Origin of the sequence: Rhodococcus sp. NPDC057014, from assembly GCF_042673295.1 — a bacterium.
Taxonomy (GTDB): Bacteria; Actinomycetota; Actinomycetes; order Mycobacteriales; family Mycobacteriaceae; genus Rhodococcus_F.
In genome coordinates, this window is sequence record NZ_JBHUSF010000234.1 from 1 (window position 1) to 14,473 (window position 14,473).

The 14,473-nt window shown below is 64.5% G+C and carries 22 protein-coding genes and 1 pseudogene; 12 read left to right on the forward strand and 11 right to left on the reverse strand.

The window, feature by feature from the left end; translation table 11 throughout:
• On the forward strand, positions 1–219 hold a 219-nt coding region (locus ACFTZB_RS32440), incomplete at its 5' end, for a MaoC family dehydratase N-terminal domain-containing protein (protein ID WP_378437880.1).
• Positions 220–405: 186 nt separating this feature from the next.
• Here ACFTZB_RS32440 and ACFTZB_RS32445 read toward each other — a convergent pair.
• Positions 406–855: a pyridoxamine 5'-phosphate oxidase family protein gene (locus ACFTZB_RS32445; RefSeq protein WP_378437882.1), complete on the reverse strand. Its 450-nt coding sequence runs from the start codon at positions 853–855 to the stop codon at positions 406–408.
• A 299-nt stretch (positions 856–1,154) separates the two neighbouring features.
• Between ACFTZB_RS32445 and ACFTZB_RS32450 the strand changes: the two genes are divergently transcribed.
• The 4 genes from ACFTZB_RS32450 (at position 1,155) to ACFTZB_RS32465 (ending at position 3,734) form a co-directional block, all read left to right on the forward strand.
• Complete coding sequence (locus ACFTZB_RS32450) at positions 1,155–1,463, forward strand: hypothetical protein (RefSeq protein WP_378437884.1); 309 nt, start codon at positions 1,155–1,157, stop codon at positions 1,461–1,463.
• 220 nt (positions 1,464–1,683) lie between these two features.
• A complete protein-coding gene (locus ACFTZB_RS32455; RefSeq protein ID WP_378437886.1) occupies positions 1,684–1,965 on the forward strand; it encodes a hypothetical protein in 282 nt (93 codons plus the stop codon).
• 255 nt (positions 1,966–2,220) lie between these two features.
• Positions 2,221–2,661: an NAD(+)--rifampin ADP-ribosyltransferase gene (arr, locus tag ACFTZB_RS32460; protein ID WP_378437888.1), complete on the forward strand. Its 441-nt coding sequence runs from the start codon at positions 2,221–2,223 to the stop codon at positions 2,659–2,661.
• A gap of 212 nt (positions 2,662–2,873) precedes the next feature.
• Positions 2,874–3,734, forward strand: coding sequence for a GNAT family N-acetyltransferase (locus ACFTZB_RS32465; RefSeq protein ID WP_378437890.1), 861 nt, complete (start codon positions 2,874–2,876; stop codon positions 3,732–3,734).
• Between the two features lie 284 nt (positions 3,735–4,018).
• Here the strand turns inward: ACFTZB_RS32465 and ACFTZB_RS32470 are convergent, their stop codons facing one another.
• The 3 genes from ACFTZB_RS32470 to ACFTZB_RS32480 form a co-directional block, all read right to left on the reverse strand.
• Positions 4,019–4,285 carry a hypothetical protein gene (locus tag ACFTZB_RS32470; protein ID WP_378437892.1) on the reverse strand — a complete coding sequence of 89 codons (267 nt, stop codon included), beginning with the start codon at positions 4,283–4,285 and terminating at the stop codon, positions 4,019–4,021.
• Positions 4,286–5,243: 958 nt separating this feature from the next.
• The gene (locus ACFTZB_RS32475; protein WP_378437894.1) at positions 5,244–5,726 is read right to left on the reverse strand and encodes a DUF421 domain-containing protein; all 483 of its coding nucleotides are present in this window, start codon (positions 5,724–5,726) and stop codon (positions 5,244–5,246) included.
• Positions 5,726–6,256, reverse strand: coding sequence for a hypothetical protein (locus tag ACFTZB_RS32480; RefSeq protein ID WP_378437896.1), 531 nt, complete (start codon positions 6,254–6,256; stop codon positions 5,726–5,728). Before ACFTZB_RS32480 ends, ACFTZB_RS32475 begins: the two co-directional genes overlap by 1 nt.
• Positions 6,257–6,496: 240 nt before the next feature.
• Here ACFTZB_RS32480 and ACFTZB_RS32485 point away from each other — a divergent pair, with 240 nt between their 5' ends.
• Together ACFTZB_RS32485 and ACFTZB_RS32490 are read left to right on the forward strand one after the other, a co-directional pair.
• A complete protein-coding gene (locus tag ACFTZB_RS32485) occupies positions 6,497–6,739 on the forward strand; it encodes a CsbD family protein (RefSeq protein ID WP_378437898.1) in 243 nt (80 codons plus the stop codon).
• A 36-nt stretch (positions 6,740–6,775) separates the two neighbouring features.
• Positions 6,776–7,045, forward strand: a complete 270-nt coding sequence (locus ACFTZB_RS32490) for a Rho termination factor N-terminal domain-containing protein (protein WP_378437900.1) — start codon at positions 6,776–6,778, stop codon at positions 7,043–7,045.
• Positions 7,046–7,173: 128 nt separating this feature from the next.
• On the opposite strand, the pseudogene ACFTZB_RS32495 reads toward ACFTZB_RS32490, so the two are convergent.
• From ACFTZB_RS32495 to ACFTZB_RS32510, 4 genes and pseudogenes are all read right to left on the reverse strand, one after another.
• A pseudogene (locus ACFTZB_RS32495) lies at positions 7,174–7,425 on the reverse strand (SDR family oxidoreductase); the annotation flags it as partial.
• A 26-nt stretch (positions 7,426–7,451) separates the two neighbouring features.
• Positions 7,452–7,739: a cupin domain-containing protein gene (locus ACFTZB_RS32500; protein WP_378437902.1), complete on the reverse strand. Its 288-nt coding sequence runs from the start codon at positions 7,737–7,739 to the stop codon at positions 7,452–7,454.
• A 422-nt stretch (positions 7,740–8,161) separates the two neighbouring features.
• Positions 8,162–8,485, reverse strand: a complete 324-nt coding sequence (gene mihF, locus ACFTZB_RS32505) for an integration host factor, actinobacterial type (protein ID WP_378437904.1) — start codon at positions 8,483–8,485, stop codon at positions 8,162–8,164.
• A 134-nt stretch (positions 8,486–8,619) separates the two neighbouring features.
• Positions 8,620–8,778: a hypothetical protein gene (locus ACFTZB_RS32510; RefSeq protein ID WP_378437906.1), complete on the reverse strand. Its 159-nt coding sequence runs from the start codon at positions 8,776–8,778 to the stop codon at positions 8,620–8,622.
• 531 nt (positions 8,779–9,309) lie between these two features.
• On the opposite strand from ACFTZB_RS32510, the gene ACFTZB_RS32515 reads away from it, so the two are divergent.
• Positions 9,310–9,519 (forward strand): hypothetical protein, encoded by a 210-nt coding sequence (locus ACFTZB_RS32515; protein WP_378437908.1) that lies wholly within the window; start codon positions 9,310–9,312, stop codon positions 9,517–9,519.
• A gap of 76 nt (positions 9,520–9,595) precedes the next feature.
• On the opposite strand, the gene ACFTZB_RS32520 is transcribed toward ACFTZB_RS32515, so the two are convergent.
• Complete coding sequence (locus tag ACFTZB_RS32520) at positions 9,596–9,859, reverse strand: hypothetical protein (RefSeq protein ID WP_378437910.1); 264 nt, start codon at positions 9,857–9,859, stop codon at positions 9,596–9,598.
• 461 nt (positions 9,860–10,320) lie between these two features.
• On the opposite strand from ACFTZB_RS32520, the gene ACFTZB_RS32525 reads away from it, so the two are divergent.
• Entirely contained in the window at positions 10,321–10,683 is a 363-nt protein-coding gene (locus ACFTZB_RS32525) for a type II toxin-antitoxin system HicB family antitoxin (protein ID WP_378437912.1), read from the forward strand.
• 198 nt (positions 10,684–10,881) lie between these two features.
• Positions 10,882–11,244: a hypothetical protein gene (locus ACFTZB_RS32530; protein WP_378437915.1), complete on the forward strand. Its 363-nt coding sequence runs from the start codon at positions 10,882–10,884 to the stop codon at positions 11,242–11,244.
• Here the strand turns inward: ACFTZB_RS32530 and ACFTZB_RS32535 are convergent.
• Both ACFTZB_RS32535 and ACFTZB_RS32540 read right to left on the reverse strand, forming a co-directional pair.
• A complete protein-coding gene (locus ACFTZB_RS32535; RefSeq protein WP_378437918.1) occupies positions 11,214–11,810 on the reverse strand; it encodes a hypothetical protein in 597 nt (198 codons plus the stop codon). The genes ACFTZB_RS32530 and ACFTZB_RS32535 overlap by 31 nt on opposite strands.
• Positions 11,811–11,910: 100 nt before the next feature.
• Positions 11,911–12,264 (reverse strand): hypothetical protein, encoded by a 354-nt coding sequence (locus ACFTZB_RS32540; RefSeq protein ID WP_378437920.1) that lies wholly within the window; start codon positions 12,262–12,264, stop codon positions 11,911–11,913.
• A gap of 420 nt (positions 12,265–12,684) precedes the next feature.
• Between ACFTZB_RS32540 and ACFTZB_RS32545 the strand changes: the two genes are divergently transcribed.
• A complete protein-coding gene (locus ACFTZB_RS32545; protein ID WP_378437922.1) occupies positions 12,685–13,548 on the forward strand; it encodes a hypothetical protein in 864 nt (287 codons plus the stop codon).
• Between the two features lie 124 nt (positions 13,549–13,672).
• The coding region (locus ACFTZB_RS32550; protein WP_378437924.1) for a hypothetical protein at positions 13,673–14,473 on the forward strand (801 nt) is incomplete at its 3' end.

A 14,473-nucleotide genomic window follows, 5' to 3' on the forward strand; every position in this document is an offset into this window, starting at 1 on the left:
CTCACCGGCTACGACCCCGCCGAGATCCTGCACACCGATCAACGCCTGCAGTTCCACCGCCCCATCACGGTGGGCGACCGCCTGATCTGCGACGTTTTCCTCGATTCATTCCGCCACGCCGCCGGCAACGACATCTTGGTCACGAAGACGATCATGCTCGACCAGCACGACGTCCCGGTGCAGACGATGTGGACCACCCTGGTCGCCTACAGCCGTTGATCACCCAACCCGCCCGCCCTTGAATTAGTCCGCCGTTCACCGATCGGCACCGGAACCGGCCGATTACCTGCGGCTCGATACCGGGTGTCTGCCCCTGCACCTCGAGTTCGACTCCCGCTGTCGTGGGCTCACTCACTCACTCACTCACTCACTCACTCGCTCGCTCTCTGCACGGCACCGAAGTCGTCAGCGGTGATCGCCTCGGGGGCGGAGCAGGGTGGTGCGGTGGCCGCTGAGCGATCCGATGTCGATGAGGAGATAACAATCGCCGGCAGAGCCGCTCCACGGGGAACGGGTGGGATCGTCGAACCCGTCGAGACCGGCCGTGCCGGCGAACAGTCGGGCGCGGCCGATCGCGAGCACCGACCAACCCGAGCGCGTCGACGCGTCGATGGCACCGGCCTCGAAGGCGAGGACGGTGCCCTCGAAGCGGGTGAACCACGGATTGTCTCCGGTCGGGATGACGATCTGCCCGTCCGGGCAGGCGAAGGTCACCGGCCGCACCGCGGGCAGGGCGTCCTCGGTGTAGAGCAGCCGCCCGACGGGGACCGACCGCAGGAAATCCAGGCACTCCCGCGTGGTGAGAGGCCCGTCCGTGGCGGTGCTCGTCGACACCGGTCCAGGGTGAGAGTCCATAGCGTCCCAGTTTGTTGCCGCAAAGCGCTGTTTGGACACCCTTCAGCATCTGCTGACAGCAACCGCCTCGATAGGGGACAACGTCACTATCCCTCCGCTCATTTCCGGCCCGCCCGGACCGTCCTGCGCACTCGGACTTGACGCGACGACGGGTGTGGCCACCGCGATGGCGGTCTTCGCCGGATCGCCGTTTCCGCCCCGTCCGACGGGGCACTCGACCACCAGGTGCTCGGCACCATCTCCGGGAAGGACGCGCTCGCGCAGGTCGGCCCCGGGGGAACGACACGTGGAGGCAACCGATGAGTATGCGGGTGTGTGACACCATCGACCACGACGAGATCCGTCGGTGGATCCAACTGCATCGCGGTGCCCCGGCCCGGGTGCCGGACCCGGCGGCGGTCTGCTCGGCACAGGTGCTGCTCGTCGACTTCCTCGGGGCCCGGTCGGGTCACTATTTCGAGCACATTTCGTGGGAGGAATGGTTCGCCTGGTTCGACGATCATCACCTGTGTTTTCGCTGCCCAGCGGATCCGGAGAGCCTGTCGTTTCACCTGTTTCCGCGCGGAGCAACCCCGTCGACCGTCCATGCGGTCAACCTGAGCCCCTAACTGTCCATTGACATTCGATCTGAGACACGAACGAACTGGTGACCAGTGCGCCTCACAGTATGGCAGCGCGACGCTGTCAGCGCGGGAGAGAGTCCGGTCACGCGGTGAGGCGATCGACACCGCCACGGGACGGCTATGGAACCTGCGGAGACTTGGCGTGCGTCCCCGTCGGCGGGAAGGTATTCGGCCCGGCCGACTGGTGTGGGGGAACAATGACGGTGTGGATCGAATCGCTTGCATCCCAGTGGACACGCCCGGACTGTTCCGCATTCGGCGCCCGAGCGGGCAGATCGTCGAGACGGTCGTGGTCGCGAAGTATGTTCGGCTGGGGGCGATGCATGGGCACGGGCTGTGCGACTTCCTGGTGCGTTATCAAGAACGCGAGGTCACGGTGTCCGAGCTCAAACGTGAGTGGGGTGAGGACTCGGTGGAGCTGATGGACGCTGCACGGTTCATCGAGGAGTGGGCCAGAGACAGGAGAGAGCGCCGTGGATCGGTGTAAGCAACCCGGTCACATCCCGCCCTCTGTGAGTGATCGTCCGGGTGACGGCTTTTCGGGCTGCACGAGTGGCTAGGTGACTTCCGTATCTGGCCGGGCACGGGCCCTGGAATCGGGGTTCGCGGTCAGCGTCGAGGAGGTAGGCAGGGCGCCTGTGGCCGAAACTCCCGAGGCTTCCTCCCCCTCTCACCATATGGCAGAGGGCGGGTCTTGCGGCAAGGCCCCTGCCGTGCTGCACAATCTTCCGACCGACTACAAATGGGGGTTGTTGTGATGAGTACGCCGAAACCTTTCGAAGTGCACGAGTCGGGTGCGCTCCTGCACGGCACGAAGGCCGACCTATCGGTGGGAGATCTACTGCTGCCCGGGTACCGGTCGAACTACGCCGAAGGACGCCTCTCGAACCACGTCTATATGACGCACACCTTGGATGCCGCAGTGTGGGGAGCTGAGCTCGCTACAGGCCAGGGTCGGTGCCGCATCTTCATTGTGGAACCGGAAGGCACACTGGAGGACGACCCGAATGTGACGGACAAGAGGTTTCCCGGAAATCCGACTCGCTCCTACCGCACCCGGGAGCCCGTGCGAATAGTTGGCGAGATCACGGATTGGGTGGGGCATTCACCTGAACAGCTTCAGGCGATGCGGAGCGGGTTGGCTGACCTCGAGCGTCGGGGACTTGCCGTCATCTACGACTAGATCCTGGTGCGCCGGGTTGAGTCCGAGGACCCGGGCCCACGGTTGCGATCGCGGCAAGAGCACGGGTACCCATCGCGGCTTTCCTCACCCTCATGGTCAAGGTATCGCCCCGAGTCGTCGCAGCGTCCGTGCCACATCAACTTCCTGGATACTTCCCCATCGAGGATCCGATTTGGGACAACCGTCGGTTGCGCAAGCACGACAATAGATGAATGACCGAGCTGCAGATCCGCGAGGTGAGGCCCGACGATGCCCAGATGTGTGGGCGCATCATGTTCGACGCTTTCGAGGCGCTCGCCACGCACCACAACTTTCCGATCGAAGCGGGCACGCCCGAATTCGCCGACTTCCAGATCAAGGCGATGCTGGCCACCGATGGCATCTACGGTCTGATCGCCGAGCGCGGCGGCCACATCGTCGGCACCGCGTTACAGGACGAGCGCGGCAAGATCGTCGGCATAGGTCCCGTCGCCGTTGATCCTGCGGCGTCGGACGCGGGGGCGGGTCATGCGTTGATGAATGCACTGCTTCAGCGGTCGGAGGCGCGTGACGTCGCTGGCGTGCGACTGGTACAGACGGCGTACAACTACCGATCGTTCTCCCTGTACGCCAAGCTGGGCTTCGCTGTGCGTGAGCTGTTGTCGGTCTTCCAGGGAACGCCACGCGGGTCCGCGGTTCCCGGCGTAGTTGTGCGTCCGGCGACATCGGACGATATCGCTGCCTGCGACGAGATCTGCCGGCAGGTGCACGGCCACGACCGCCACGGCGAGCTGCAGTTTTGGGTCAATGCCGGCACTGCCCGGGTGGTCGAGCGTGGCGGCCGGATCACTGGCTATGCGACGGGTTTCGGCTACACCTGCCATGCGGTCGGCAAGGCCGACGACGACGTCATCGCGCTGTTGGCCGGTGCCGACGAGTTCACCGGCCTCGGGTTCCTCGTGCCCTCACGCAATACGCGACTCATGGCCTGGTGCTTCGCTGCAGGACTGAAGATCGTCCAGCAGTCGACGCTGATGACGATCGGGCTCTACAACGAGCCCCAGGGCGCGTGGCTGCCGTCGATCGGCTACTAGTCATCCTGGCGCAACGATGCACCGCGCAGCACATTGCTAACGCCGAGGCTGTTAGATTCGCGAACGCCGAACCGAATCCCCCGACCTCAGTCCGAATTCGAACCCACGTCTCACATCCCAAGGTTGTGAGACACAGATTTGAGGCTCCCACTGGGGTGGGTCGGGAGGCGGCCGGGGCGCAGAGCGGGCGTTGGTGAGGTTCTCCGGCGCCGTACCCAACACATTTGGACGGTCTTCGTTCAAAGCGGTTCGCCCACCATCCGATCCAAGAGCGAACTCGGCGATCACTGAGTACCCCGTCGCGCGGTTGTCGACTTTTCCGGCTCCCGAGTGAGCGCGACCAGGGCGACGGTTCCCGCGATCGCGACCACAAGGATCAGCAGCAGCGGCAGCGAGAGTTCGGACACGATCACAGCCCCCACTGCGGTGGTGACGAAGGCGAGCACGGCGAGTACCCACAGGGCGCGGGCGGCAGCTGTCTGATGGGTGAGTTGGGCGGCCGAGCCGCCGACGACTAGCAGGGCGCCGATCCAGAGGGGCCAAGTGGTCATGCGTCGCGGGTCCTCCCAGTATTCGGCGGGCGTGTTCTCGTCACAGGGTGTCACGCCCGGCCATTTGCGGCAGACCGTCGAGGATCGAGGTGGCAACGATGCAGGTCAGTACCGCAGACAGCGCACGCAGAGGGTGCTCTACGTTTTGGCCGCGCACACCAGGCATATCTTGCTCGTCCACTTCGGCAACGGCCACTGCGTCGGGTCGAGGTGCGCCTGGCTGCGCCATTCCTCGCGTCGATCGGCCGCACACGGTTTCCATGTCGTTCCACGACCGGCCCTGAGGATCGGGCCAGTGCACGGCGTGCACATATTTGCCTCCGTGGGAGGGTCGTCGTGCGCCGTTACCTGCAGTGCCGTGCAATAACTCGGTACGGCTCAACAGTAGGCCGGGCATCGCCCGTGGGAGATCCCCTCCGGCAGTATCACGGCCCTGTCCGCCGTGTGCTGCCGGGAGCATGGGGGCGATCTCATCACTACTAGAGGGCTTCCGTCGAAGACTCCGGCGATGTCGAGCACAAGCAGGACCGTGCTCGCCACCGACACCGCGACGATCCCCGATGACCACCATGGTGGCGATGCCGATGGGGAAACGACCAGCTGGTGCGCGGTTCGTGCTCGGACAGCCCCGAGGTCCGGGCGGAGTCCGGAGGAGTCGAGCGGTCATGGAGACGGTCCTCCGTTGAGTGCGGCCTGCTCTGCGGTCGAGCGGACGGATGTTGCATGCGGGTGCCCGGATTTTCCGTAGCTACGCGGTGAGGATCATGAAGCGCCGGTCGCCGACCACGCTTCAAGTGAGTGGGTGGCTGGTGATGACGAGCCGCAGGAGTTGCAACTGCCGCAGCCCTCTCCGGTGAAACCGGGGGCGAGGAAGGTGGGGCCATTTCAGCACTCAACGGGCGACGGTCTCGAGCCCACGGCCGGTCGCCCATTTCACACACGAGGACCCAACGACACGTCATGTGATTCCGGGTTGTTCCGGCGCGCCCTCGGTCGGACCGCCGGCCCGGATGAAGAACGACACCCGGCCGTTGGTCTCGAGCACCGCGAGCTCGATCTCGTCGAACCGCCGGATACCCTTCTGCCGGGCATCCGCCATCAGGTCGTCCAGCGACATCCGTTCCGAGCGCAGACGGTCCGAGTCGGGTACCCCGTCACGCACGATGATGACCGGCACACCGTGCGTCACCCCGCGCACCCGCGGAAATCGCGCATTGGCCCAGGCGAGGGCCAGGGTGAGCAGAGCGAAGACTCCGACCGCGAGCACTGCGGACGTGACGGAGTAGTCCTGCTGCGTCACCCCCTGCTGCACGAGATCGCCCATGACGATGTAGAGAACCAGTTGGAAGGTGCTCAGTTCGCCGACCGTCGACCGTCCGACGACGCGGGTGATCACCCACAGGAACAGGAACAGGACCGCAGCCCGGATCACGATCTCCATCAGGGCACCAGCCAGGTGGTGAACTCCAGGGTGACCACGTCGACTCCCTTCTCCGACACCGATACCGATCCCGAATGGCCCAGCTGACTCGACGGCTGAATGTAGGCGTCGAAACCCAGGGTGAGAGTGTCGCCGGGTGGCGGATCGACGGTCATGTACGTCCGCGAGGCATCGCTGGTCTCCGCGGAGGGTTCCGGTGTCCACCCCTGCGTCTCGAACATGTCGAAGTAGTCGGAGTCGACGACGATCACCACCGGCTCGGTGAACCCACCCGGCTTGCGGACGGTCAGCTCCCACGGCACATCCAGTCCCGCGCGCGCGACCTGCGGATACGTGAGGGTGAGGGCGTACCCGCCTCCCGCCGCATGGGCCGTGCCGCTGCGGACACCGAGCAACCCCACCGCACCGAGCGCCACGATCAGTGCGAGCAGCACGACCGCGCCCCGTCGAAGCCACGTGACGGCCGGCGTGCGCGCACGCTCCCGGACATCGTCGAGCACCGATTCCGGGACACGGGTAGTGGGGCTCATCGTCCCAACGTCTCACGAACCGGCAGCCCGCGACCTGCTATCTGCAGTAGACGGCGCGCAGACGCCTCTGGCTGGCCACCTGGCAGGACTTTAGATCCGTTCTTCCGGAGCAAACTACCTGCCAGACGCCGCCCGCCGGTGGTCGCTCGCCTCGGCTTCGCCGCCGTTTGGGGAATCGGGCGCACGGGTAGGCGACGGACAGCAAGAGGCGACGTACTCACCGACAAAGGGGATGAACCAGTGGTTGACGACAAGTCAGGTCCCGCCGAAGCCGTCAAGGGTGTGGTCGAAGACGTGAAGGGCAAGGCCAAGGAGGCGGCCGGTGCGGTCTCCGGCCGCGACGACCTGACCCGGGAGGGGCAGGCGCAGCAGGACAAGGCCGAGGCCCAGCGTGAGGCTGCGGAGAAGGAAGCGGCGGCGGAGAAGGCCCGCGGCGAGGCCGGCATCCACGAACAACGCGAACACGCCGAACAGGACAAATAGACCCAGCCGCGAGCTACTCGGTGGGAGGAGCAGCAGATGGCCCGCAAGGATTCGCAGCCCCAACTCAAAGACCAGGACATGTACGAGGAACTGCGCGAAAAGGGTGATTCCAAGGAGAAGGCGGCCCGCATCTCCAACGCCGCGGCCAGCCGCGGCCGCACGAACGTCGGAAAGTCCGGCGGGAAGTCCCCATCCTACGAGGACTGGACGGTCGACGAGCTGAAGAAACGTGCCAAAGAACTGGGCTTGGAAGGCTATTCGAAGCTGAACAAGAAGGATCTCATCGACGAACTGCGCAATCACTAGTCCGGCAACCGCCCGTCGACCGACGCGGCTGCCGCTCTGCCGACCAGGGGGCACAGCAGACACCGACGAGGCGGCCCCAGGGCGGTTGGCCGGTTGCGCGTGCGCGGGCCGGCACCACCGCTCGGTGGTCAACCGGGCAGTGTCTCCCCACCCAACGGAGCGAGCACCTCGCCGGAGTAGTACGACGACAGCAGACCGGACGCGAAAAACACGTACGACGGGGTGATCTCGTCGGGCTGGGCGGCCCGACCGTACGGGGCCTGCTTCCCGAATTCCGCGACCTTCTCCTCGTCCATGGTCGCCGGAATCAGAGGTGTCCAGACCGGTCCGGGAGCCACACAATTGACCCGAATACCCCGCTCCAGCAAGGTCTGAGCGATTCTCGACAAGGGGACGCTGGCGACGCTCAGGTGAGGTTGGTGCCGTGTTCCTCGTCGATGCGGGTGGTCACGCCGGTGGCGACGATCGTGCGGTTCGCGTTCACGGAGGCGTAGGTCCGGAAGATGTGCAGTTCGTCCGTGTCGGAGGTGTTGTGGAAGAAGTGCGGGATGCCGGCGGGGATGAACGAGTTGTCGCCGACGGTGACCGGGTATTCGACACCGTCGATGTGTGCGACGGCGGAGCCCTTGGTGATGAGGACGCTTTCGTCGCAGTTGTGGAAGTGCTCGGGGATCGCGGCGCCGGGGCCGAACATGGTGATGCCGTTGAGGAAGCCGCCGACGGGTCCACCGTGGTCAGCGACGGCAGCACCGGAGGATGCTCGGCGGAGGGAGCAGACACCAGGAAAGGCTACGGGGCCACCTGTGGCACCGACTCGAGAGATACAGGCCGCCACACACCAATCCACGGAACCCCGCAGATCAGGACGGGTGACGGATCACCGGTCTGGGTAGTGAGTGGCGACCTGTTGCTCGTCGCGAGAGCCACAGTAGATCGTCCCTCCGACATCTCGCCTCGGAGGGAGTCCACGCGGCGAGAAACCTGGGGCGCCACGCCGAACGCGTGGAAAGACTACGGGTTCACTCATCACGGTCGTCCTGGAGCGATCACCCGCCTGCGGCAACAGCACGGCTCGTGGACACGTATGTCCACGAGCCGTATGCGCTGCGCTGATTCTCAGGCAGGGTAGGCGGCCGCGGCCGCGATCAGGGCCTGCCGCTGGTTCTCGCCGAGACCACCGAGACGGCGGCTCTCCGCGATGGAGAGGTCCTCGAGGAGCTTCGCGGCCTTCACCGCGCCCACCCGCGGCAGCGCCTTCAACAAGGCCAGTACCTTGGTCTTTTTCACGATCTCCTCGGTCTCGGCGCGTTCGAGGACCGCGGCGACGTCGAGCTTGCCGGCCTTGACGGCGGCCAGCATCTCACTGCGCACCTTGCGCGCCTCGGCGGCCTTCGCGAGTGCTGATGCGCGCTGCTCGTCGGTCAGTACGGGCACAGCCATAGTTCCCCCTCATCGATTTGCGGTGGCCAGCGGATCCGGCCCCCTGAACCGTGCCCAGGCTAGACGCCCAGACCCTGACGATTCCGAGCCGCCGACCCATCGACTTTGACGCTTGTCGCCGTGATGACACGGATTCAGGAGTCGGCAGGCACGAGAAACTTCACGGGCACCCGGAACGGGAACTTCCCCGGCGCGTCGATGACGCTCTCGACCAGAGCGTCCTCCTCCTCGACGCTGCGAACGGTAAACGTGGACTTACCCTCCGGGTGGAGCAGCACCTTGTCGCCGATCATCACGCCTGTTCCTCCGTGCCCCTAGAACCACCGATGACGCCAGGTCAACGGCCGGAAAGTGAAGCGCCCCGAGTGCCCTTCCGGACGAGGCCCACCTACAATACCTCAGTCTCGAACGTGTGTTCGATTAGACTGGTTGGCGGACCGATCGGGTTCGACGATGTGCGAAGGCGGCGAGATGAGCGAACTGCCCACGGCGCCCGCCTCGACCGGGCTCAGCAAAGCGGAGAAACTCGACCAGCTGCGCCGGAAGATTGACTGAGACGTCGCCCGGACCTCACCGGTGTCACTAGCCGACGCTGCGACCAGTTCCCAAGCCGACACGATCCAATAGGGCCCGGACAGGTTCGGGGAACTCGGTGCCGCTGACGTCAGAGCCGAGATCGGTGCAGAGCCAGACGGCGCAACCCCTGAGGCCGACCACGCCCGGCGACTCTGGCAGCGACAGATCCACGACCTCGACACCAAAGTGTGGAAACCAGTGCTCCACCGCATCTCGCCCGGACCCTGTACCGAGACCGGCTACAGGCAGTGCGGATTCAGAACGACACCGTCGAACGCATCAGGAAAGGGGCGGCGGTCTCCGCCGATATCGGCAGCCTGGTCGCAGCGTCCGGGTGTGATGTGCTCGGCGTGTCCAGCATCATCGAAACATTTGCGGATCTGCACGCGGCCGAAATCGCTCGAAGCCGCGCCCTGGCCGACCTGCGCGGCGACTACCTGAACGCGCTCATGCCATAGTCGCCGGCCACGCCGCACCGGTCACGAGACCGGCGGGCATGCGACAGGTGTCTCGCAACTCCGGCGGCGGGTTCGGTCATCTTCCGTCCTCGAAAAGTTCGAGGCGGGACTCCACCTCGGTGAAGAGGCGGCCGCGATAGACACGCCACAGGCCGAGCGCACCGAAAACGCCGGCGACCGGCCCGACAACGTAGGTGATCGGATGATCAATTCCGAACGGCACAACGGCGACAAGCGCTATCGCGACGGCGACGATGACGAGTGCCGAACCGGAAAGCGACAGGTTGGCGCCTTCGCCGCGATAGTTGGGTACCTTGCGTGGTCGTCGATCGACATTCATTTTGCCTCCCCTACTCGCGGCTCAGTGTAGGCAGCAGGTCCGACACCCGCCGATCGCTCACCGGTGCGGGTAACAGCGGCACGTGGCTCTGCGGTGGGCCTGGCCAGCGGAATGTCGGGTCGGTGGGCGGGAATCGGCGGCCGCTGACCTCTCTCTCGCGCCCCTCAACACCTCCCTCGGTAGTATCGCCGGTGATACCATCATGACATGTCGAAGCAGGCGACACTGATCGCGAGGATGAGGACAAGTCCGCAGAGCGTGACGTATACCGAGCTGTTCAACTTCTGCTGCGACATCTTCGGGGAACCGCGGCAGCGTGGCACCTCGCACGCGGTGTTCAAGTTGCCGTGGGCGGGCGACCCGCGAGTGACCATCGAAGAAGGGCAGCGGCGGCAAGGCGAAGCCCTACCAGGTCGGCCAGGTCGTCATCGCCTACGACAAGCTCACGAAGGAGGCTGGCAATGGCTGACGCATCTCACTACACATATCGGGTGACCTGGTCGGAAGACGACGGCGAGTTCGTCGGGGCCGTCGCCGAATTCCCGTCGTTGTCCTGGCTGGCGGAAACGCAGGCCGAGGCACTCGACGGTGTCATCGGCGTCGTCCGCGGCGTGCTCGAGGACATGACGCTGACCGGCGAGCAACCGCCGGTTCCGATCGCGGATCGTCCCTACAGCGGCAAGTTCATGGTGCGCACCTCCCCGCAGGTGCACCGGACCCTGGCGATCGAAGCCGAGGAACAGGGTGTCTCGCTCAACATGCTGGTCAACCAGAAGATCACGGCCCCGGCTGCGCCGCGGTCGGCGGCCGCCGGCGCCGCCTGAGAGAAGGTCGCAGCGCAAAGTTGTAGAACTTTAACAAACCTGCGCTGCAAGCACTTTCGCAAATTTCGTCATAGGATTCATGCGCTTGGTATCCAACGAATGGGCGCACGGGAAGGTCACGCTTCGCTGGCAGCACAGGGGAGGGGCGACGACGGTTGAGCGAACCCATCGAACACATCATCCAGGTAGGACATGACGATGGGGCAGTTCGATCCGACGATTCGCGCGGAAGTGGAGCGGATCTGGCGGGAGCATCTGGTCGTGGACCCGGGCGCGACGGGGGTGCAGTTGACGGCGCAGTTCGACGAGGAAGCGGCTCTCGGAGCGGGTGTTGCAGCGAGTCGGGGCGGCCAGGGGTATCTGGTGCGGAATTGGAAGGCCGAGCATCCGGGTCAGGATCCGGACGTGATGACGACCCATCAGCTGCAGCGGATCGAGGCGGAGATCGCGACGAAGCCTCAGGCCCGCGATCGGTGGCAGACGTCAATGGTGGAGATCCCGCCGTCAGAGACTGTCGCCCCCCAGCCGGATCAGAGGTTCAGGTGTTTGGCGAGTCGGTAGATCGGGTGGGACTCGATCGTCAGGTTTCCGTGTTGACCTGGCCCTGTGATGTGGACGCCGGAACTTGCCCGGACGTGGGCGTCGCCGTCCATGCGGACGGTGGTGGTGTCGGTCGCGGCGACGAGAGTTTGTCCGTTGGCTTGGACGTGGCAGTGGCTGTGTGCGAAGACGATGGCGTTGTCTTCTGCGCGGATTCTGGCGTTGTCGGTGCCGACAACGTAACTCTTGCCGCGGGCATCGACGGTGCTGTCGTCGAACGCTTCGATGTGAGCATGTTCGTAGGCGGTGACCCTGGCGTGGTTGGACGCTTGGACGAAGCACCGGCCGGCGGCTGCGATGGAGCCGCCGGCGATTCCGGCGCAGGTTTGTCCGATAATTTTGACCTGGACTTGGTTGGGGATGTGACCGAGGTCCAGCCAGTTCTCCGGGTCGGCGTCGATGACGACGCTTTTCGCTCCGGCGGCGAGGCGCGTGGTGTATTCCGCATAGCTGCGGACGGGCGATGTGGAGCGGCCCCGATGCGGCCGGCGTGAGTTGCGTGTGGTCTTCTTCACTGGTGCCCCCATGAATCAATAGTGCCTTCGTTTGGTGGCGTTGGTGCGATCGTCGATGTCGGCGCGTCGTGCGTGGGCTTTCGCGAGGTTCGGTGTGGCTCGGTGTTCTGTGTCAGTCGCCGATCTTGACGGCATTGCCGGTGGGGTCGACGCATTGCAGGTAGGAGTCGGCGTGTGATCGGTCCGGTAGGTAGGGCCAGTTGCAGTGCCAACCGTCGATGACGGCGAATCGTCCTTGTCCTTGTGTGGCGATCGTGCGGTCGTTGAGGTAGCGATCACTGATGCTCAGTGCTGTTGGGCAGTTGGGGGTTCCGGCGATGATGATCACAGGTGCAGTCGCACCGTTCAGGTTGTTCGTGACGGTTCCGCACTGAGCGCTCGTGGGCGGCAATGCGGCGGCAGCGGTAGTCAGTGTGGTAGTCGTCGCCGGCGGTGTCTCGGATAGCCGGGTCTGATGGTCGGTCACTCCTGGCTGACCTTGACCCACGGTGGTGGGGTTCGCCGACCACTCGACGCGTGTGGCAGTAGCAGTTGGTTCGGCTGATGGGGATGAGGTCTCGGCTTGTGTGCTGCTGCACCCGGTGAGGATGGCGGTCGTGATGAGGGACAGTGCAGCAATTTCGCTGGTGGTTCGTCGATTCACGAGTACTCGCTTCTCTTCCAGTTCGACAGGGAGGACGCAATGTCGAGCCCAGTGATATGTGATGACCTGGACAGAACGACGCCCCTGCGATCACCGTCGCACCAGCAGTTTGAGGCTGCGGCTTCTCGAAGACCCTCCCGGTGGGCGGCCGCATCGGCTCGGTGGTGCCGAGACTGTCCGGGTGGACGGCTAGTGTCGATCCATCCCTGATGTCTGTCGCACAGTTGCGGAGGAGTGCCCACGATGACCGAACCGACGTCCGAGCTGGCGGGCAGTGGTCCCAGCGTGGAGCCGCAATCGCCGGCCGTCGGTGCTGGAAGTGCGGCAGGGCAACGCAGTGGCCATTTGTCGGTGGCGGTGTACGCGCCTGCTGGGATTGTCGTCGTTACGAGTGTGGTGGTGTGGTTCGCGGTTCGGTGGCTTGATGCCGAATACGGCACAACAGAGCTGTGGTGGGCTGCAAGCGCCTGCGCTGCGGTTGGTGCGGCGTTGAGTGCGGCAATAGCGCCGATGATGGCCCGGTTATGTAAGGCGGTCGATATTCCGTCAGAGGCAACCGGGCGGCGGATCGTTCCTGCGGCTACGACCGCGGGATTATGGTTTGGCGCCGTGCTGCTCGCCGGCGGCGATGCGATCTTGACGGCCTGGCTTGCACTGAGCCTACTGTGCGTGTGGGCAGCGTGGATCGATCACCTCACGCTGCGGTTTCCGTTGACGTTGATCCGGTTGACCACTGCACTGGGTCTGATGTTCGGGGCATTCGCTGTGGCGGTGGATCAAGATCCTGCGGTAGGTGGGCGCGCTCTTCTCGCCGGCATGCTGGTGTTCGCGTTCAACCTTGCCTTCGCGATCGTCACCCGCGGCTACCCCGGGCTCGCCGACGTGCGTTTGAGTTTCATTCTGGGTGCTGCCCTGGGATGGGTCGGATGGATGAATGTGCTCTCCGGGATGTTGCTGCCGAACGTCCTCGCGCTCGTGGTGATGCTGTGGGTGAAACTTATCGGACGCCGGAAGAATTTGGGGGAGTTCGGTTTCGCCCCCTTCCTTATCTCCGGGACCGCGCTGGCGATCGCGGTCTCCCCGATGTGGTGGATCGTCTGGATATAGACAGCTGCAAGGAGTCCTAGGTTTTGCCTGGTGGTGGCCAAATTCAACCGCGCCGAGGTGTGATGCGGACAAACGTCCGGGGGGACGGTCTGGGTGTTCCCAAACACAAGGAAAGGGGAGGGGAGTGAGTGATGTACGGGTAAGGCCGATTTTCTATCGTGACGAGGTTCTTCGTCTTGTTGCTGTGGGAAGTGTCGCGTTAGCGTGTGCTGTCGGTGTGGTGTTGTGGGCGCCCATGGTTGTCGACGTTCAGGGTGGGACAACCGGGTGGTGGGTAGGGGTCGGTTGCTGGGCCGGCTATCTTGGGTTGACGCTCCCAACCTTCCTAGCTTCTTCCCCGAATAACCTCGACGGCATCAGGATCCTCGTCGGGCATTACGTGACTGTCGTGGGCTTGGGCGTCACTGCGACTGTGCGTCTATCGCACGGTGAGTCGATCGCGCCCTCATCGACGGGGATGTGGGCGGCGGTTGCTGGAGTGACCGTCATCATCTTTTCAGTCGCCTATGTACTAGCTGTGAGGGAGCTTGATGCGGCTCGGCGGCGTGGACATAGGGCGAATCGGTTGACCGATCCGACAGTGCCTGCGCAGCTGATCGGAATTCGCGAGTTGGTGCTCGAACTTGCGGCTGCCACCGAGGGTTCGGACTCACAACGAGATTGCGGCGAGCGGCTGCGAGAGGCCGTCAAAGGGTTGCATCTAGTTTTCGGGGAGGACTATCCCTTGACGATCAACTTGGTGGCGTGGTCCCTTCTCAGGGGAAAACCAGCCCCCGTTCCAGCGGAGAAGGTGGACGAGTTGCTAGCAACCATCGATCAGCGGTTGCTGATTCTCGCTTCGGTTCCGTACAAGGAGGGAACAAGTCTGGGCGCGTGGATGGATGAGTACGAAACGGCGGCGAGCAGGTTTCGGAAAGTGTATCGG